We start from the raw sequence: 20,634 nt of genomic DNA on the forward strand, positions 1-20,634 counted from the left end.
TCCTCCTTTTAGTTTATCAGTTAGATTCGTCAAAATTCGACATTTTCCACTTCTTGTAATAAATCATACCAACTACTGTCAATTAGGTCAATAAAAAACTATCGAAAAGATAATAAAAATTTATATTTAGTATTAACTTCATCTAGATTAGTAGAAAAAACGCTATTAATTAGACAAAGTAGCCCCAAAAGTAAAAAATTCCATTATAGACATGTTTAGTAACATGAAAACTTTACTTAAAAATGACTTTGTCGAATTGAAAGATTGTACAAAATTAGGGACTTGGTTAAAATAAGAACTATACAAAAAAACTGGAGGAATTTTTCGTGACTGCTAACAACACATTTTATTTGACTACACCGATTTATTACCCAAGCGGAAAATTTCACATTGGAACGGCGTATACGACAGTCGCTTCTGATGCCATGGCTCGCTATAAGCGATTGCGTGGATTTGATGTTCGATTTTTAACTGGAATGGACGAGCATGGTCAAAAAATCGAAGAAAAAGCGATAGAAGCAGGCAAAGCACCACAAGAGTTTGTGGATGAGATGGCAGAAGCTGCGAAACACGTTTGGTCGGTTATGGATATCACATACGATGATTTTATTCGTACGACAGAAAATCGCCATAAAGAAGGCGTGGAACGAATTTTTAAAACATTCCTCGACAACGGCGATATTTATAAAGGTCAGTATGAAGGCTGGTATTGTACACCTTGTGAATCGTTCTTCACGGAAAATCAGTTAGAAAACGGCAATTGTCCAGACTGTGGACGTCCGGTTCACAAAGTAAAAGAAGAATCGTATTTCTTTAATATGAAAAAATACGCTGCACGTCTTCTTGACTACTATGAAAACAATGTTGAATTTATTGAACCAGAATCGCGTAAAAACGAAATGATCAATAACTTCATCAAACCGGGATTAGAAGATTTATCGGTTTCACGAACTTCTTTTGACTGGGGCATTCCGGTTCCTGGGGATCCGAAGCACGTTATTTATGTGTGGGTCGATGCTTTGTCGAATTACATTACGTCGCTTGGCTATGGTTCAAAAGACGATAGCTTATTTAATAAGTATTGGCCAGCTGATGTTCATGTAGTAGGGAAAGATATTGTTCGTTTCCACACGATTTATTGGCCGATTTTCTTAATGGCTTTAGATTTGCCATTGCCGAAAAAAGTTTTCGCACACGGTTTTATTATGATGAAAGACGGTAAAATGTCGAAATCTAAAGGTAATGTCGTGTATCCAGAAATGCTTGTTGAGCGCTATGGATTAGACGCCACACGTTATTTCCTTTTACGTGAATTGCCATTCGGTTCTGATGGTGTCTTTTCACCAGAATCCTTTATTGAACGAACCAATTATGATTTGGCGAATGACCTCGGGAATTTATTGAATCGTACCGTATCCATGATCAATAAATACTGCGATGGTGCTGTGCCACAAATCAATGGTTTGCAGACGGAATTTGATGCACCGTTACAACAAGTAGCTGAGCAGACGGTAAAAGTCTATGAGCAGCATATGGAAAGAATGCAGTTTAGTATTGTGTTGAGCGAAGTATGGACATTGATTTCGAGAACCAATAAGTATATTGATGAAACACAGCCGTGGGTATTGGCAAAAGATGAAAGCGCAAAAGAACAATTGGATTCAGTTATGGCTCATTTAGCAGAAAGTCTTCGCATGACTGCGGTTATGTTACAGCCGTTCTTGCCAAATGCACCTAAACAAATTATTGAACAGTTAGGCTTAACGGAAGACTATTTGACGTGGGATAGCTTACAAGGCTTTGGTAAAATTCCAGCTGGCATTCAAGTAGTGTCAAAAGGAACGCCAATCTTTCCCCGTCTTGAAGTAGAACCAGAAGTAGCTTATATTCGTGAACAAATGCGCGGTTCAGTAGTACCTGTTGCAGAAGAGCCGGCAATCGTGGAAGTTCCAGATGTACCAGAAATTGCGATTGAGGATTTTGCAAAAGTCGATTTACGTGTAGCGACTGTTACAAATTGTGAAGCTGTACCAAAAACTTCTAAGTTATTAAAGTTGCAGCTAGATATGGGTTACGAGCAGAGACAAGTAGTTTCAGGAATTGCAGAGCACTATAAACCAACAGATTTAATCGGAAAAAAAGTGGTCGTCGTAGCAAACTTAAAACCTGTAAAATTACGTGGTGAACTGTCCCAAGGAATGATTCTTGCTGGCGAGAAAGATGGATATTTAACTTTGGCATCGGTTGCAGAGCAGCTTCCAAACGGCTCAAAAATCAAATAAGACTACTAAAAAAGACCTGTTTTGACCCACTTTCACCGGTGGGTCTTTTTTTTGTTTTGTAGTGTTTTTTACCTAATATTACAGAGAAATAAATGATTTTGACACTAAACTAACATGTTTTGTTACTCAATTGTAATGTTGTTGTGAAGAAAGACACGGGAAGAACCATTAGAATAAAGCTTAATGTGAGGAGAATGATTGATGTTTATCGATACCCATGTACATTTAAATGCAGATCAATATGATGAGGACCTGGTACAAGTCATTGAGCGCGCACAAGAAAACCATGTGGAGAAAATGGTAGTCATCGGCTTCGACCGAAAAACGATCGAACGAGCCATAGAATTGGCCGAAACCTATGAATTCATCTTCGCAGTAGTTGGTTGGCACCCCGTTGATGCCATCGACTGTACTGAGGAAGACTTGGAATGGATTGAAGAGCTTGCAGCTCACCCGAAAGTAGTGGGAATCGGGGAAACCGGATTGGATTACTACTGGGATAAATCACCGAAAGAAGTACAACAGGAAGTTTTTCGTAAGCAGATTCGGTTGGCTAAAAAAGTAGAGCTACCAATTATTATTCATAACCGAGAAGCAACTGAAGACGTTTTGAGAATTCTCAGAGAAGAAAATGCAAAAGAAATTGGCGGTGTCATGCATTGTTTTAGTGGCAGTGTAGAAACAGCCCGTGAAAGTATAGAAATGAACTTTATGATTTCTCTTGGAGGGCCAGTAACATTCAAAAATGCTAAAAAACCAAAAGAAGTCGCTGAATTAATTTCACTTGATCATTTAATGATTGAAACAGACGCCCCGTATTTGGCCCCACATCCACATCGTGGAAAACGAAATGAACCTTCTTATGTGCCGCTAGTGGCAGGAGAAATTGCACGATTAAAAGGAATTTCAATAGAAGAAGTAGCAAAAGCTACAACTGAGAACGCTAAAAGGTTCTACAAGTTTTCTTAAAAAAAGATAAATGATGAAATTAGTATCTGTTGATAGCTTAAACATGAATCTATATAATCACTCAGGTGAAGAAGGAGGAGTTATTTTTGTCAAACAAAACAAGTAATACCTATTCAACACAACTATTCAAAGGTAAATCATTGGCGATAACAATTGCAACTGTGTTGTTGTTCGCGGCGGTTTTAACTTTTGCTATATACGAAGGAACAAAAAATACAGTAACGGTAACAGCAAACGGTGAAAAAGAAGAAGTAAGAACACATGCAGAAACAGTAGGTGCCTTTTTAAAAGAACAAGACATCAAAACCGGAGAACATGATTTCGTTAGTCATTCAGCGGAAACAGTTATTAACAAAGACATGGCTGTTGAATGGGATGCAGCAGAACAATATGCTGTGACAGTTGATGGGAAATCAACTTCAGCTTGGACGACTAAAAACACGGTATCAGAAATTTTGGAAACAGCTAAAATTGAACTAACTAAACACGATAAAGTAACACCAGCGTTAGATGAACAAGTAAATGAGGATACAAAAATCTCAGTTGAAAAAGCATATGAAGTTACGATTCAAGACGGTGTTGAAGAAAAGAAAGTATGGTCAACTTCAACAACAGTGGCTAACCTCTTAAAAGAAAATCAAGTTACTTTAGGTAAACTAGATCGTGTTGAAAGCGAAATGGACGAATTGGTTTTACCGAATTCTGAAGTCAAAGTAGTCCGTGTTGAAAAACTAACTGACGTAGTCGAAGGTTCTGTAAAATATGCAGTCGAAACTAAAAAAGACGAAACACTTCTTAAAGGCAGTGAAAAAATCGTTCAAAAAGGTAAAAATGGCGTAGTCAAAAAAACGTATGAAGTAGTAAAAGAAAATGGTAAAGAAGTAAAGCGCGACCTTAAAACAGAAAAAGTTGTTACAGAGCCAACGAAACAAGTAACAGCTGTTGGAACAAAAACGATGGTTGCTAGCGTTTCACGTGGTACTCAACAAAAAGCAACACCTGTACAGCAAAAACAGCAAGTAACGCCTCAAAAAGCGGTGGCTAAAACAGCTTCAACAGAAAAAGCAGCGCCTACTAAAACAGTAGCTGAAAAAGCAACACCTGTTCAAGCAGAGCCAGCTGGCGGAAAAGAATTTTATGTATCTGCGACAGCCTACACAGCTAGCTGCACAGGATGTTCAGGAATTACTGCTACAGGCATAAACTTAAAAACGAATCCAGGCCTAAAAGTCATTGCAGTAGATCCTAGTGTGATTCCATTAGGTTCTAAAGTATGGGTTGAAGGATACGGTAATGCGATTGCAGGCGATACAGGCGGAGCAATCAAAGGAAATAAAATTGATTTATTTATGGCTAATAAATCTGATGCTTTGTCATTCGGACGCAAGCAAGTAAAGGTTAGAATTCTGAACTAATCGATTGTTAGTTTAACTGCAAGCTTTCTTGGGATATTTCCCGGGAAAGCTTTTTACATGTTTATAGGCAAACGTGTAGAATAAACAAGAAGCTTGAAAAGAGGAAAATTATAAATGAAGATAAATGAGATTATAGTAGTTGAAGGAAAAGATGATACGGTAGCAATCAAACGTGCAGTTGATGCAGATACGATTGAAACAAATGGTTCAGCAATTACAGCAGAAACACTCGTACGAATCGCTCATGCACAGCAGAAAAGAGGCATCATCGTTTTTACGGATCCGGATTATCCTGGAAGACGCATACGTGCTATTATTGAAGAACATGTGCCACTGGCTAAACACGCATTTTTGGCGAAAGAAAAAACCATTGCTAAAAACGGCAAAGGCCTAGGAATCGAACATGCCTGCGATGAAGATATTCGTGAAGCTTTGCACGCAGTTTATACGCCGCTACAGGAAGAGCGTGCAGTAGAAATTACGATGGAAGATTTAATTGATGCAGGTCTTGTGGCTCATCCAAAAGCAAAGCAGCGCCGTATTCAAATGGGCAATGACTTGCAGATTGGCTATACGAACGGCAAGCAGCTTCAAAAACGGCTCTATATGTTCGGTATATCCAAAGCTCAGTTTATTAAAGCGGTACAAGCGTTAACTCAGGAGGAAAACTAATGACTAAAGATATTGCCACACCTATTCGAACGCAAGAAATTATGGCGAAATATGGGTTGAAAGTAAAGAAAAGCTTAGGACAAAACTTTTTAATCGATCCGAATATTTTGCGTAAAATTGTTGGGCAAGCGAAATTGACCAAGAAGTCTGCAGCAATTGAAATCGGTCCAGGAATTGGTGCTTTAACAGAACATTTGGCAAGAGAAGCCGGAAAAGTATTAGCTTTTGAAATTGATCAACGATTATTACCGGTGCTCGAGGATACTTTATCGCCTTATGATAACATTGCCATTATTCATTCGGATATTTTAAAAGCAGATGTCCAAGCAGCGATTGATCGTGAACTGGAAGGGTACGATGACATCGTGGTCGTGGCCAACTTGCCCTATTACGTAACGACACCGATTATTTTAAAGTTATTACTCGAAAAGCTGCCAATTCGCGGCATGGTCGTTATGTTGCAAAAAGAGGTCGCTGAGCGCATTACAGCTAAACCAGGTACAAAAGCTTATGGGTCACTTTCTATCGCTATCCAGTACTACACACAGGCTGAAATGGCATTGACTGTTCCTAAGTCTGTATTTTTGCCACAACCTAATGTTGATTCGGCTGTTATCCGCATGACCAAACGCGACGTGCCAGAAGTCGTGGTAATTGATGAAGACTTCTTCTTTACCGTTACGAGAGGGTCGTTCGTACAACGCAGAAAAACCATTTTGAACAATCTTCAAGTTGCTATGCCTTTAGGCAAAGAGAAAAAAGAGTTGATTTTAACAGCATTAGCAGAAGCAGAAATTGATCCAACAAGACGTGGAGAAACGTTAACGATTAAGGAGTTTGGACTGTTGGCAGATAAATTGTATGCATATTTCGGATGAAATGGTTATTCTGTTACAAAATCGGCACAACTTCTTTCGGGTTAAAGAAATTTCGAATAAATAAATATTGACAGCGACTAAGGTTGGTTGATAAAATTATAAATTTGCTTGACAATTCCATCAAATTATGGTAGAATTATATCCATAGTGAGGTGTAGACAAAATGCCCAAAACTTTGGCGGATATTAAAAAATCGTTAGACCTACATTTAGGAAAACGATTGCTTTTGAAGGCAAACGGAGGTCGTAAGAAAACGGTAGAACGTGCCGGAATCCTACGCGAGACCTATCACTCCGTGTTCGTGATTGAGCTAGATCAAGAAGAGCATGCATTTGAACGCGTGTCTTACAGCTACGCAGACATCTTAACTGAAGCAGTAGAAATTACTGTGTACGAAGGAACTGAAGATGCACTTGTTGTGAAATAATTGAATTATATTTATAAGTTACTCCAAAACTTGCTACTGCTGATCTAAGCGGAAGGCGAGTTTTTTTGTTTCTATCGACACTTTACTTTCCATTATCTCGCGGTATGTTAAAATAGTGTTCATTAGAATATAAAAAGGAGGCAGTGGGATGCTCTACGTAAAAGCGCCTGCCAAGATCAATTTAACATTAGATGTTTTGCACAAACGTCCAGATAATTACCATGAAATTGAAATGATTATGACCACTGTGGATTTGTCGGATCGTATTGGACTGATGGGCACAGCCAAAGGCATACATATTCAATCAGCAGACCGGTTCGTGCCAGACGATTCCCGCAACCTCGCTTACCAGGCGGCGCAATTGATTAAAGATACCTTTAATATCAAAACTGGAGTTATCATTTCACTGGATAAAAAAATCCCGGTCGCTGCAGGCTTAGCTGGAGGCAGCAGTGACGCTGCAGCGACATTAAAAGGATTAAACAAACTTTGGCAGCTTAATCTGTCACTCGATGAACTGGCGGAACTGGGTGCTAAAATTGGTTCGGATGTTTCTTTCTGCGTTTATGGCGGTACAGCATTAGCCAAAGGTCGTGGAGAAATCATTCAACAATTACCAACGCCACCGAATTGCTGGGTCATTTTAGCAAAACCTACACTTGGCGTTTCTACAGCCGATGTTTATGGCGCATTCGATGTTCAAACCGCTCAACATCCAAATACAGGTGCCATGATTCAAGCACTTAACGACGGTAACTACGACGCTATGTGCGCTAACCTTGGTAATGCACTTGAAAGCGTTACGTTAAAGTTATATCCCGAAGTTGAACAAATTAAAGAGCAGATGAAGAAATTTGGAGCGGACGCTGTACTTATGAGTGGGAGTGGACCAACAGTGTTTGGTTTGGTGCACCAAGAAGCGCGTATTCCACGTATATATAATGGCTTGCGTGGCTTTTGCTCAGAAGTATACGCTGTGCGCTTGATTGGCGAACGGGAGCCACTTGCCTAAATACGGACATTTATGGTAAGTTTTCTATAAATCATTCGTGTTTAGGAGAGGGTAGTTTTGAAGTGGAAGCGCAGTGAACGGCTTGTTGATATGACGCATTTTTTATTGGAACATCCGCATAAATTGATTCCACTAACTTATTTTTCGGATCTGTACCAATCGGCCAAATCGTCTATTAGTGAGGATTTGGGGATTGTTAAAGAGACATTTGAAGAAAAAGGAATTGGCTTGTTGATGACAGTTCCTGGAGCAGCAGGTGGCGTGAAATATGTACCTAAGCTTCAAGAACGTGAAATCAGAGCAGTAATGGCTGATTTGATGGAAGAGCTAAGTCACTCAGACCGGCTATTGCCGGGTGGCTATTTGTACATGACCGACGTGTTAGGTAATCCGGAAATGATGAATCGTGTCGGTAAAGTGTTTGCTACAGCATTTGCTAAAGAAAAAATTGATGTCATCATGACGGTGGCTACAAAAGGCATTCCGATTGCCCATGCCATTGCGCGCCACTTAAATGTGCCCGTGGTAATTGTCCGTAGAGACAGTAAAGTTACTGAAGGATCTACAGTTAGCATCAATTATGTCTCGGGTTCTTCTCGTCGAATTCAAACGATGGTCTTGTCAAAGCGTAGTATGAAAAGCGGTCAACGCGTACTAATTACGGATGACTTTATGAAAGTCGGCGGCACGATGAATGGTATGAAAAATCTACTGGAAGAATTTGAATGCACATTAGCAGGTGTTGCTGTATTAGTAGAATCGGAACATTCGGATGAACGGCTCGTAGAAAAGTATTTATCTCTTGTTAAATTGCATGAAGTTAGCGAAAAAGAACGTACGATTGCATTAGAAGAAGGCAATTACTTTGAAAATGGGGGAATTTGAATGAATTACGTAGCGACAGATAAAGCGGCAGCCGCAATTGGACCATACTCACAAGGTGTGGTCTCGGGTGGAATTCTTTACAGTTCAGGTCAAATACCTTTAACAGCAGCAGGCGAATTGGTTGAAGGCACAATCTCTGAGCAGACGCATCAAGTATTTTCAAACTTGAAAGCGGTTCTTGCAGAAGCCGGTTCTTCTTTTGGAGATGTCATTAAAACAACTGTTTTTATCAAAGACATGAATGACTTTGCAGAACTAAACGAGATTTATGCAACTTATTTTGGCGATCATAAACCAGCACGTTCAACTGTTGAAGTAGCGCGGTTGCCAAAAGACGTAAAAGTAGAAATCGAAGTGATCGCAAAAGTTAACCAGTAAACTAGAATGAGTTATAGCAATGCAGATCGCCTCGTTAAATACGAGGCGATCTGCATTTTTTCATAGAGAGAATAAAAAATTATGTTCAAGCGTGAAGTGTATGTCGTTTCGGTCATTAGTTCCATTAAGTAAATTTTCTAATAAGTTTTGCAATTTATGAAGGATAATAGTCCCTTTTAGCGAATACCCATAATTAGGGTTGAAATACTGCGACTGAGAGGAGGGGGACGAGAGAATGGAAGTAACAGATGTAAGACTACGACGCGTACAAACCGATGGCCGAATGAGAGCAATCGCTTCCATCACGCTGGACGATGAGTTTGTTATTCATGATATTCGAGTAATCGATGGAAATGATGGCTTATTTGTCGCAATGCCAAGTAAAAGAACACCTGATGGAGAGTTTCGTGATATTGCACATCCGATCAACTCAAGCGCACGCACTAAGCTTCAAGAAGCTGTCTTAACTGCATATAAACAAAGCGAAAGTGAATCGGTATTGGAAAATGCCAACGTTTAACGGAGCTGAATCAAGAGCCTTCTACATTGAAATGGCTCTTTTTTTATTTGGCTTTTTTTTGTCATGGTATTGTCATGCTTTGGAACCTTGAAAAATCAAGGTTTTTCCGCTATAGTCAATAAGGAAAAGCAAATTTTTAATTGACATAGCCAGTGTGAGACTGGGTCTATCAATTGATAGAATAAATGAATGGATAGAACCAGTAACAAGAGTTCTTATCAAATCAAGAGTGGAGGGATAAGAAGTGGCAAATACATACGCAGTAATTTTAGCAGCAGGACAAGGCACACGGATGAAGTCAAAATTGTACAAAGTGCTTCATCCAGTCTGTGGCATGCCAATGGTGGAACATGTAACGGGCAATGTCGAGCAACTCGGAGTTGAAAAAATCGTTACTGTCGTTGGTCATGGTGCTGAAAAAGTTCAGCAGCAACTAGGTGACAAAAGTGAATATGCCTTGCAGGCAGAACAACTTGGAACAGCTCACGCCGTGCAACAAACAGCGTCATTGATTGAAGGTCTTAAAGGAACGACTTTGGTGGTTTGTGGAGACACGCCACTGATTCGACCAGAAACCATGCAGTCATTGCTTGATCAGCATGCCGAAACTGGTGCAAAAGCGACGATCTTGACGGCAATCGCTGATAATCCGACAGGTTATGGACGGATTCTCCGCAACGATGCGGGCATCGTCGAAAAGATTGTCGAGCAAAAAGACGCGTCTTTAGAAGAGCAACAAGTAAAGGAAATCAATACCGGTACTTATTGCTTTGATAACGAAGCGTTGTTTGAGGCGTTGAAATTAGTTTCAAATGATAACGTTCAAGGTGAATATTATTTGCCTGATGTGATTGAAATTCTGCAAAAGCAAGGCGAAATTGTAGCTGCCTATGCAACAGATAGCTTTGACGAAACGCTTGGTGTAAACGACCGTGTGGCATTGAGCCAGGCCGAAAACATTATGCGCAAGCGAATTGCTGAAAAACATATGAGAGCTGGCGTTTCGATTATCGATCCTGCTACTGCTTATATTAGTGCACAAGCCCGAATCGGAGCGGATACGATTATTCACCCGAACGTGACAATTGATGGTTTAACACAAATTGGGGAAGATTGCATTATTTCTTCGAACAGCCATATCGTCAATAGCGTCATTGGAGATCGTACAACAATTCGCAGTTCAGAAATTCATGACAGCAGCATTGGAACGGATACAGCTGTAGGACCGTTTGCGCACATTCGTCCTCAAACCGTTTTAGGCAACGATGTGAAAATCGGCAACTTTGTTGAAGTGAAAAAAGCAGAAATCGGCAACGATAGCAAGGTTTCTCATTTGAGCTATATTGGCGATGCTCACGTCGGCACAGGTGTTAATATCGGTTGCGGTACCATCACCGTGAACTATGATGGCAAAAACAAATTCCAGACTGTCATTGAAGATGATACGTTTATCGGCTGCAATTCAAATCTGATTGCACCTGTCACTGTAGGAAAAGGATCTTACATCGCTGCAGGATCTACTATTTCAAAAAATGTACCTGAGGATTCATTGGCAATCGCACGCGCGCGCCAGGAAAATAAAGAAGGCTATGCAAGTAGATTAAACGGAAGAAAATAGGAGGGTTCACACCTAATGGGCTATCAAAATGCAAACTCGAAATTGAAAATCTTTTCATTAAATTCGAACCAAGAGCTAGCTGAGGAAATTTCAGAACACGCGGGTATTCCGCTTGGAAAAAGTTCGGTGACACATTTTAGTGATGGTGAAATCCAAATTAATATTGAAGAAAGTATTCGTGGCTATGATGTGTTTATCGTCCAATCGACTTCTCAGCCAGTAAATGAGAACTTGATGGAGTTATTGATCATGATTGATGCAGTTAAACGTGCTTCTGCTCGTACAGTTAACGTCGTAATGCCTTATTACGGTTATGCGCGTCAAGATCGCAAAGCTCGTTCACGTGAGCCGATTACAGCGAAATTAGTAGCGAATTTATTGGAAACTGCTGGTGCAACGCGTGTAATCGTACTGGATTTGCATGCTCCTCAAATCCAAGGATTCTTTGATATTTTGATTGATCACTTAGTAGCTGTACCTTTACTTTCTGATTACTTCCTAAATGAAAGTGGCATTGATCTTGAAAATGTCATTATTGTTTCGCCGGATCACGGCGGGGTTACACGTGCACGTAAAATGGCAGATCGCTTGAAAGCGCCGATTGCCATCATCGACAAGCGTCGTCCGCGTCCAAACGTAGCGGAAGTTATGAATATCGTCGGTAATGTAGAAGGGAAAACGGCGATTATCATTGATGACATCATTGATACTGCTGGAACAATTTCAATTGCTGCTAGTGCGTTGATTGAAAGTGGCGCAAAAGAAGTTTACGCGTGCTGTACACACCCTGTTCTTTCAGGTCCTGCCGTACAACGTATTAACGACTCAGTAATCAAAGAATTGATTATCACTAATTCGATTGCATTGCCTGAAGAAAAGAAATCTCCTAAAATCAAACAATTGTCTGTAGCACGTCTATTGGCTGAGACAATTGTCCGTGTTCACGAACAAAAATCTGTCAGCACTCTTTTTGATTGATCAGCAGCAACAACTTTTCATGCTCTAGGTTTCATTAAGACAAGACATGGGTATATATAGATTATGTACTTATCGTGACTACGTACTTTAATATAACTGGAGGCTGAAAGCAATGACTGTAAAAATGACAGCACAAAAAAGAGAAAGCAACAATAAGAATTCGGCGTTAACTGAACTTCGTGCAAAAGGCGATGTGCCAGGAGTAGTTTATGGCTTTAAAACGGAAACTACACCGGTGACTGTATCTGAAATTGAATTGATTAAAACTTTACGTGAATCTGGACGTAACGGTGTAATCAGCCTTGAAATCGATGGCACAGCTAAAAATGTTGTGTTAAGTGATTATCAAATGGATGCTTTAAAAGGTAGCTTTAAGCATGTTGACTTTTTAGCAATTAATATGTCAGATGAGCTTGAAGTGGCTGTAGCAGTTCACTTGACAGGCGAATCAGCAGGCGAAAAAGAAGGCGGATTCATCACTCAGCCAAACCGTGAAGTGAATGTTCGTGTAAAACCTTCTGACATACCTGATGCACTAGAAGTAGATACTACTGAACTGGCGATTGGCGAAACAATCACAGTCGGCGATATCCGCGGAACGGTATCTTATGAAATTTTAGATGAAGACGACTTTATCCTTGTATCTGCAACAGCTCCGCGTACTCAAGATGAGTTGGATGAGCTGGAGACTGTATCTGATGAAGATGCAGAACCAGAAGTGGTTGGCAGCGAAGATTCTAAAGAAGAAGAAAAATAAAGTTAAATACAAAGAACGAGCAAGAGGTTGTCGAGAGACAGTCTCTTGTTTTTTTGTTTTTAAATTGTAAATTGGTTGTCCATCAAATCAAGGAGATCGCTTATGTTCTTCTTATCAAATGATTATGGTAAAATAGAAGTCACTGAAAAAGCAAAGGAAGATGGGTATGAAATTGATTATCGGCCTGGGAAATCCGGGGAAAGCATACGAAGATACGCGCCATAATATTGGTTTCAAGGTAATCGATTATTTAGCAAGTCAATGGAATACACCCTTGACGCAGTCTAAATTTAGAGGCATGTATTCTATTAGTCATCGACCTGAAGGCAAAGTGATGCTATTAAAGCCACTGACTTATATGAATTTATCTGGCGAGAGTGTAGGTGCGCTGATGGAATACTACGATATTGATATAAAAGACATTATTGTTATATACGACGACCTTGATTTACCAGCAGGTCAACTACGATTGCGGCAAAAAGGGAGTGCAGGTGGTCACAACGGCATTAAATCACTGATTCAGCATTTAGGAACACAAGAATTCAATCGTTTGCGTATTGGCATTAGTCGCCCACCAGCAGGGATGAAAGTGCCAGATTACGTACTGCAGCGTTTTTCAAAAGAGGAAAGGCCTGAGGTAGATGACGCCATCAAAAAAAGTGCAGCAGCTTGTGAAAACTGGTTATCTAAACCGTATCTCGAAGTCATGAATCAATTTAATGGAGCATAACCGCTTTGACGCATTCGGCGTTCAGAGCTTTTTTCTGTTTCTTGTATTTTGTTGAAAGGAGGAAGTTGAATGAACCATATTTTAAAGATTTTTTCGGAGGATACCCACACACAAAAATTTATCGCTGATTTGAAGAAAGGGCAGGACCATCAGTTGATTTCTGGTTTGTCTGGTAGCGCGCGGCCTATTTTTTACCAAACCATTTGGTCTGAAATGGAAACACCGCTATTGATTGTGACGCCTAATTTATTGCATGCACAGCGCGTCTATGATGACTTGGTTCGTTTGATGGGTGAACAGCAGGTCCACCTTTACCCAGCGGAAGAGTTAATCGCAGCAGAGGTGTCTTTTTCAGGGCCTGAACTGCGAGCTCATCGCATTGATACGCTTGATCACATGAAGAGTGTAGGCAAAGGAATCTACATTACACCAGTTGCGGGAATGCGTAAATTATTGCCAACGAAAGAACAATGGGATTATGCTACCTTGCGGATTGCTGAAGGGGAAGAACTCGATACGGACGAATGGCTGTTAAAGTTGGTGGCGATGGGCTATTCTCGTACGCCAATGGTAACGACCCCGGGCGAGTTTGCGCTTCGTGGAGGCATACTGGATGTTTATCCACTGAACTTTGAACATCCGGTGCGTATCGAGCTATTTGATACGGAAGTGGATTCGCTACGGCTATTCTCTGCAGAAGACCAGCGTTCACTCGAAAAAGTTCATTCACTGTGCATATTGCCTGCTAGCGAATTAGTGTTATCAAAAGACCAACGGGTCCAACTAGCTGGAAAATTGGAAACGAACCTGGCAGCTAGCTTAAAGAAATTAAAAGCTGACGATACGAAAGCTTTGATGCACCAGCATATTCAGCATGATATCAATCAATTAAAACAAGGCGAAACACCAGAACAGCTAGCTAAATATGCTTCGTTGATTGATACGCAATCAGCTTTTCTAGGCGATTATTTCCCGGGAAATGGACTGGTTTTTTTCGACGAACTCGGACGAATTCAAGAAATGACAGATACATTAGAACGCGAAGAAGGCGACTGGATTGTGTCATTGCTTGAAGAAGGGAAGTTTCTTCACGATGTTTCTTTAACGTATACGTTCCGTGAAATGATGACGAAATTGGAGCAGAAAGTAACGTTTCTGTCTTTATTCGTTCGGACATTTCCAATGGTATCGGTCAAAAAATCATTGGCCTTTTCTTGTAAGCCGATGCAGTCATTCCATGGTCAGATGCATTTGCTAAAAGCGGAAATGGAGCGCTGGGTTTTAGGGAAGTCGCAGATTTTTATCGTAGCGCAAGGCGAGGAGCGTTTAGAGAAAGTACGTTCGGTCCTTGCCGACTACGATATGAAAGCTGAAATCGCAGTTCCTTCGACAGAAATCCAAGGTGGTAACATTTATTTGGTAGATGGTGAGCTAGCGACTGGTTTTGAAATGCCGCTGCAACGATTAACTGTTATTACGGATTCTGAATTATTTAAGCAACAACCGAAAAAGAAAACGCGGTCTCAAAAGCTGACGAATGCAGAACGTATTAAGAGTTATTCCGAAATCAAACCGGGTGATTATATTGTTCATATCCATCACGGGATTGGTCGTTTTATCGGTATTGAAACTTTAGAAACCGGTGGGGTTCATAAAGATTACCTCCATATCGTTTACAAAGCCGACGATAAATTATTTGTACCGGTCGATAAAATTGACTTGATTCAAAAATACGTGGCTTCTGAAGAAAAAGAACCAAAGCTGCATAAAATGGGCGGCGCAGAATGGAAAAAGACACGTACAAAAGTGTCGGCTGCTGTTCAAGACATTGCGGATGATTTGATCAAGCTTTATGCAGAAAGAGAAGCGTTACGAGGCTTTGCCTTTTCTGAAGAGCAGGATATGCAGCGTCAATTTGAGGCGGAGTTTCCATACGAAGAAACTGTCGATCAATTGCGTTCAATCAATGAAGTCAAACGGGACATGGAAAACGAGCGACCGATGGACCGTTTGATTTGCGGGGACGTAGGTTATGGTAAAACGGAAGTGGCAATCCGAGCCGCGTTTAAGGCGGTACTCGATGGCAAGCAAGTGGCGTTTTTAGTGCCGACAACGATATTGGCACAACAGCATTTTGAAACAATGAGCGAGCGGTTCAAAGATTACCCAATTACAGTCGGCTTGATGAGTCGTTTCCGTTCTAAAAAACAGCAAACGGAAACCGTTAAAGGACTGAAAAATGGATCAGTTGATGTTGTCGTTGGCACGCACCGAATTTTGTCGAAGGATATGCAATACAAGGATCTGGGCTTACTGATTATTGATGAAGAACAACGTTTTGGTGTTACTCATAAAGAAAAAATCAAACAAATGAAGACAAACGTTGATGTTTTAACGCTGACAGCGACACCAATCCCACGTACGCTTCATATGTCGATGATTGGCGTTCGAGATTTATCTGTTATCGAAACACCACCAGCAAACCGCTTTCCTGTACAAAGCTATGTAATGGAGCACAATGGCGGTCTCGTACGCGAAGCGATCGAACGCGAAATGGCGCGCGGTGGGCAAGTGTTTTATTTGTATAACCGTGTCGATGATATGACGCGAAAAGTGGAAGAAATTCAACAACTAGTACCAGAAGCTCGCGTCGGTTATGCTCATGGACAAATGAGTGAAACCGAACTAGAATCAGTCATTTTAGGTTTCCTAGATGGCGATTACGATGTCTTGGTGACGACCACTATTATCGAAACCGGCATTGATATTCCAAACGTTAATACCTTGATTGTTTACAATGCTGACCGAATGGGCTTGTCACAGCTGTATCAATTGCGTGGACGCGTTGGACGTTCGAGTCGTGTCGCTTATGCTTATTTTATGTATCAGCGTGACAAAGTGTTAACTGACGTTGCAGAAAAACGCTTGATGGCAATAAAAGAATTTACGGAACTTGGATCGGGGTTTAAAATCGCCATGCGTGATTTGACGATTCGCGGAGCAGGAAATCTGCTCGGTTCACAGCAGCACGGCTTTATTGATTCTGTCGGTTTTGATCTTTATTCGCAAATGCTGCAAGAGGCAATTGATGAACGTCAGACCGGTATCAAAAAAGAAGTAGTGCCTGAAATCGAGATTTCACTCGATATTGATGCGTACATTCCAGATTCCTATGTCAGTGATGGCTACCAGAAAATCCAAATGTACAAACGTGTCAAAGGTGTCGATACGGTAGAGGAAATGACTGAGCTGCAGGATGAGTTAATCGACCGTTTTGGTGACATGCCGAATGAAACGAACAGCTTGTTGCGCATTGCCCGCATGAAAGTATGGGCGCGCCAAATAGGTGTCGAATCCATCAAACAAACGGGTAAAATTGTGACAGTTCGACTTAGTGAAAAAGGGACCGCTAGTATCAATGGCGGCAAAGTCGTAGAGGAATCTGCTGTCTATGGGCGTGCCGTTGGTTTTAGTATGGCCGGTCAACAGTTAATGATGTCTATTGATGAAAATAAAACGAAAAAACAACATCCATTTGATGTGTTAGAAGGCATGATGAAATTATTACCAGAATCACTTCGAGAAGAAAAAGTGGTTTTGTAACTTCAGGCAATAAATTTTAGAGCGGATATTCCACCATATGGCTTCGTACTTCGCAACTGTCACCGGACTTATCGGCCGAATAATTAGAGTTAGTTCATATCAGTAAGAGGTGAGTGAGTCCTTTGAACAATGAAGGCACAATGAAATCATTTATGAAAGGTGCGGTCTTGCTGACGATTGCAGGATTTATCGTTAAGTTGCTGAGTGCAATTTACCGAGTACCTTTTCAAAATCTTGTAGGAGACCAAGGCTTTTACATTTACCAGCAAGTGTATCCGTTTGTTGCGATTTTTGGCATTTGGACTTCTTACGGTTTTGCCATTGCTATTTCCAAATTATTAGCAGACTATAATTCGCAATCACACAGAGCGATTCTTCGCATCGCTGCCATTTATGTAGCAGGCATTTCTGTCGTGATCTTCGTTGTCATGTTTTCAGGTGCCGAATTATTGGCAGGTTGGATGGGGGATCTGCAGTTAAATCCATTACTAAAAGTCGGTGCGTTTTCGGTACTATTGATGGCGCCACTGGCAGTGCTGAAAGGTTATTTTCAGTCCGCCAACAACATGGCGCCAGTTGCATATGCTCAAGTATTGGAACAAGGAATACGTGTCACCGTTATTTTGGCTGGTGCTTGGCTGGTTGTCTCGAATGGGTTTTCCTTATACGTTGCTGGACAACTGGCAATGCTTGGCGCGGCCATTGGTGGACTTGGTGCAGTTATTTTACTACTGGTTTACTTTAACAGAGGTTTAAAAACGCAGAATCAGATGTTACCGGTTCGTGCTTGGCCCATTATTAAGGAAATGACGGCAGTGAGTTTGAGCGTCAGCATGAGCTCGTTAATTTTGGTACTGTTTCAGCTAGTGGATTCGTTTACGGTTTTTCGTCTGCTCGAGGAAAGCGGCATGGGACGGTTTGTTGCGATGGAGCAAAAAGGGATTTACGATCGAGGGCAACCGCTTGTACAATTCGGTATTTTAATCGCTACTTCACTGACGTTAGCGATTGTTCCCCTAGTCGCAAGAACTTCTAAAAAAGACAGTGGTCGACCAGCTGAAATGTACGCACGTTTAGCTTTTCGTGTCTCGTTTTTATTTGCGTTTGCAGCGGCAGTTGGGCTGACGTTCGTTATGCCATACGTTAACGAAACCTTATTTCAAACGCGTGAACGGTCTGGAGCGTTAATTATTTTCAGTTGGCAAATCGTCTGGATGTCACTCCTACTCATTATGACAGCGATGCTTCACGGACTCGGTAAGGTCAGAGTTCCAGCTTTATTGCTAGTGACGGGAATGGTTGTGAAAGTTATCGGCAATTGGTTACTATTGCCTGTCTGGGGAGTAACTGGCGCGGCTGTTGCTGGAAACATTGGTTTGATGGTCGTAGTAATGGGCTTATTGCTTTATTTTAAGCGGGTATGGCCAATAACATTTGCGCCACTTTCCTATTATGGCTGGCTTTTCGGTGCTGCGCTGGCAATGTCTGTCGTAGTATTCGGCTGGTCAATTTTAGCTGATAACTATTTGTTTGATCACTTATCTAGTCGTTTCGGTGCTTTTCTAACAACGGCTACCGCCATTCCACTTGGTGCTTTAATCTTTATGGCAATCATCGGTAAAAGTCGAATCATCACAGAAAAGGAATGGTACATTATTCCGTTCGGCCGCAAACTAGCCAAATTACAATTAGCAATAAATTCAAAGAAAAAAGGTGAAAAGCGATGAATACAATTCACATTATTGGCCTCGGTGCGGGAGATTTAGACCAATTGCCGCTCGGTGTCTATAAAAAATTAAAAGCGGCAGTTAACTTATATGTACGAACCGAGGATCACCCTGTATTGACAGAACTTGTCCAAGAAGGCGTAGCGTTCACAAGTTTCGATGCGGTTTATGAAAAACACGATAGCTTTAGTCCGGTATATGCAGAAATTGCAGAAACCTTGATCGACTTGTCTGAAAAAAAATCAGTCATTTATGCAGTACCAGGTCATCCATTGGTTGCCGAGCAAACAGTGCAAAATTTGATTGAGGCAGAAAAAGCGGGACGTTGCCAATTGGTTATTGAAGGCGGGCATAGTTTCTTAGATTCTTTGTTTGGTGCGCTTCGTATTGACCCAATCGAAGGTTTTCAATTGATGGATGGCACCGAAATGACCAGCGACCAAGTAAATATGACGCAGCATTTATTGATCGCACAAGTATACGACAGCTTTAGCGCCTCTGAAGTAAAGTTAACGCTGATGGAAAAATACCCGGATGAGTATCCGGTAACGATTGTGACGGCTGCCGGTTCTAAAGATGAAGTGCTACAGACCGTACCGCTTCATGAATTAGACCGCGTAGCAGAAGTGACGAATTTGACGACTGTCTACGTACCGCCAGCTGCACAACAAACGCAGCGCTTAAAAGAATGGCAAACTTTCCGTAGTATTGTTGCGAAACTGAGAAGCCCTGAAGGCTGTCCGTGGGACCGCGAGCAGACGCATGAGTCCTTAAGTCCATATTTGATCGAAGAAGCGCATGAGCTGCTTCAGGCAATTCAAGAAGGTGATGATGAAGCGATTGCTGATGAATTGGGCGATGTATTGCTGCAAGTGTTCTTGCATGCTCAAATCGGTCAAGATAACGGCTATTTCCAATTAGAAGATGTACTTGAAGCGGTTAGTGCGAAAATGATTCGTCGTCACCCGCACGTTTTTGGTGATGTTTCGGTTGACGATTCTGAGCAAGTTATCGCTAATTGGCAAGAAATCAAAGCACAGGAAAAACCGGCAGCAGATTCTGTATTAGAAGGCCAAGAACGATTTAGTTCTTCTTTAACAACGTCATTTAATTATCAAAAAAAAGCAGCGAAGGTCGGATTCAGTTGGCCGGATGCAGCAGCAGCTTGGGATAAATTTCAAGAAGAATTGAAGGAGTTCCAGCAAGAAATAGCGAATGGTTCCAAAGCTCGTCAATTAGATGAATTGGGTGATTTACTGTTTACCTTAGTGAATCTTGCACGATTCTTTGATTTGTCACCGGAAGAAGCGATGATGCAAGCGAATCAGAAGTTCAAAAGTCGTTTCCATTATGTTGAACAGCAAGTAACACAAGGAACCGGTGATTTTAGTGATTATTCGCTAGAGCAGTTAGATGTATTTTGGAACCAAGCCAAATTATTGGCAAGAAAGGAAGACTGAAATGAGATTAGATAAATTTCTAAAAGTATCCCGGTTGATCAAACGCCGTACGTTAGCCAAGCAAGTAGCTGACCAAGGTCGCATACTAGTAAATGGCAATAAAGCGAAAGCCAGCTCAGTTATTAAAGAAAATGATGAACTGCAAATTCGTTTTGGTCAAAAAATCGTAACGGTACGTATTGATCGGCTGAAAGAAATAGCGAAAAAAGAAGAAGCTGTTACGATGTACACCATCTTAAAAGAAGAAAAGCTAGAAAAAGTTGAGCCTGAATTTATTGATGACGAAGCGTAAAAACAGAAAAAGCCTTAGGGGTCCAATGATT

General features: G+C 41.1%; 18 protein-coding genes. All 18 read left to right on the forward strand.

The annotated features are described in order from the left end of the window. Positions 1-326: 326 nt before the first annotated feature. Positions 327-2,282, forward strand: coding sequence for a methionine--tRNA ligase (gene metG / locus QMF37_RS16265; protein ID WP_071153224.1), 1,956 nt, complete (start codon positions 327-329; stop codon positions 2,280-2,282). A gap of 201 nt (positions 2,283-2,483) precedes the next feature. Further along, on the forward strand, positions 2,484-3,251 hold the full coding sequence (locus tag QMF37_RS16270; protein WP_058386792.1) for a TatD family hydrolase: 768 nt from the start codon (positions 2,484-2,486) through the stop codon (positions 3,249-3,251). A gap of 86 nt (positions 3,252-3,337) precedes the next feature. After that, entirely contained in the window at positions 3,338-4,666 is a 1,329-nt protein-coding gene (locus tag QMF37_RS16275) for a G5 and 3D domain-containing protein (RefSeq protein ID WP_071153225.1), read from the forward strand. A gap of 114 nt (positions 4,667-4,780) precedes the next feature. Then, a complete protein-coding gene (gene rnmV, locus QMF37_RS16280) occupies positions 4,781-5,338 on the forward strand; it encodes a ribonuclease M5 (protein ID WP_071153226.1) in 558 nt (185 codons plus the stop codon). Then, positions 5,338-6,216, forward strand: a complete 879-nt coding sequence (gene rsmA, locus QMF37_RS16285; RefSeq protein ID WP_058386789.1) for a 16S rRNA (adenine(1518)-N(6)/adenine(1519)-N(6))-dimethyltransferase RsmA — start codon at positions 5,338-5,340, stop codon at positions 6,214-6,216. The genes rnmV and rsmA overlap by 1 nt, the downstream gene beginning before the upstream one ends. A 163-nt stretch (positions 6,217-6,379) precedes the next feature. Continuing rightward, the gene (gene veg / locus QMF37_RS16290) at positions 6,380-6,643 is read left to right on the forward strand and encodes a biofilm formation stimulator Veg (protein WP_006830753.1); all 264 of its coding nucleotides are present in this window, start codon (positions 6,380-6,382) and stop codon (positions 6,641-6,643) included. 148 nt (positions 6,644-6,791) lie between these two features. Then, complete coding sequence (gene ispE / locus QMF37_RS16295) at positions 6,792-7,655, forward strand: 4-(cytidine 5'-diphospho)-2-C-methyl-D-erythritol kinase (protein WP_078079997.1); 864 nt, start codon at positions 6,792-6,794, stop codon at positions 7,653-7,655. 57 nt (positions 7,656-7,712) lie between these two features. Then, the gene (gene purR, locus QMF37_RS16300; protein WP_058386787.1) at positions 7,713-8,540 is read left to right on the forward strand and encodes a pur operon repressor; all 828 of its coding nucleotides are present in this window, start codon (positions 7,713-7,715) and stop codon (positions 8,538-8,540) included. Beyond that, entirely contained in the window at positions 8,541-8,918 is a 378-nt protein-coding gene (locus tag QMF37_RS16305; RefSeq protein WP_071153227.1) for a RidA family protein, read from the forward strand. Between the two features lie 235 nt (positions 8,919-9,153). Then, positions 9,154-9,438 carry a septation regulator SpoVG gene (spoVG, locus tag QMF37_RS16310; RefSeq protein ID WP_058386785.1) on the forward strand — a complete coding sequence of 95 codons (285 nt, stop codon included), beginning with the start codon at positions 9,154-9,156 and terminating at the stop codon, positions 9,436-9,438. A 244-nt stretch (positions 9,439-9,682) separates the two neighbouring features. Continuing rightward, the gene (gene glmU, locus QMF37_RS16315; RefSeq protein ID WP_071153228.1) at positions 9,683-11,056 is read left to right on the forward strand and encodes a bifunctional UDP-N-acetylglucosamine diphosphorylase/glucosamine-1-phosphate N-acetyltransferase GlmU; all 1,374 of its coding nucleotides are present in this window, start codon (positions 9,683-9,685) and stop codon (positions 11,054-11,056) included. A gap of 15 nt (positions 11,057-11,071) precedes the next feature. After that, positions 11,072-12,034 (forward strand): ribose-phosphate diphosphokinase, encoded by a 963-nt coding sequence (locus tag QMF37_RS16320; RefSeq protein WP_058386783.1) that lies wholly within the window; start codon positions 11,072-11,074, stop codon positions 12,032-12,034. 112 nt (positions 12,035-12,146) lie between these two features. Next, complete coding sequence (locus QMF37_RS16325; protein WP_071153229.1) at positions 12,147-12,791, forward strand: 50S ribosomal protein L25/general stress protein Ctc; 645 nt, start codon at positions 12,147-12,149, stop codon at positions 12,789-12,791. A gap of 166 nt (positions 12,792-12,957) precedes the next feature. After that, positions 12,958-13,521, forward strand: coding sequence for an aminoacyl-tRNA hydrolase (pth, locus tag QMF37_RS16330; protein WP_058386781.1), 564 nt, complete (start codon positions 12,958-12,960; stop codon positions 13,519-13,521). A 69-nt stretch (positions 13,522-13,590) separates the two neighbouring features. Beyond that, a complete protein-coding gene (gene mfd / locus QMF37_RS16335) occupies positions 13,591-17,124 on the forward strand; it encodes a transcription-repair coupling factor (RefSeq protein ID WP_071153230.1) in 3,534 nt (1,177 codons plus the stop codon). 122 nt (positions 17,125-17,246) lie between these two features. After that, positions 17,247-18,851, forward strand: coding sequence for a putative polysaccharide biosynthesis protein (locus QMF37_RS16340; RefSeq protein WP_078079999.1), 1,605 nt, complete (start codon positions 17,247-17,249; stop codon positions 18,849-18,851). After that, positions 18,848-20,311 (forward strand): bifunctional methyltransferase/pyrophosphohydrolase YabN, encoded by a 1,464-nt coding sequence (gene yabN / locus QMF37_RS16345; RefSeq protein WP_078080001.1) that lies wholly within the window; start codon positions 18,848-18,850, stop codon positions 20,309-20,311. Before QMF37_RS16340 ends, yabN begins: the two co-directional genes overlap by 4 nt. A 1-nt stretch (position 20,312) precedes the next feature. Then, positions 20,313-20,603: an RNA-binding S4 domain-containing protein gene (locus tag QMF37_RS16350; RefSeq protein ID WP_058386778.1), complete on the forward strand. Its 291-nt coding sequence runs from the start codon at positions 20,313-20,315 to the stop codon at positions 20,601-20,603. The last annotated feature ends 31 nt before the right edge of the window (positions 20,604-20,634 follow it).

The sequence above is a fragment of the Planococcus sp. S3-L1 genome, from assembly GCF_030063085.1.
In the GTDB taxonomy this organism is placed as follows: domain Bacteria; phylum Bacillota; class Bacilli; order Bacillales_A; family Planococcaceae; genus Planococcus; species Planococcus kocurii.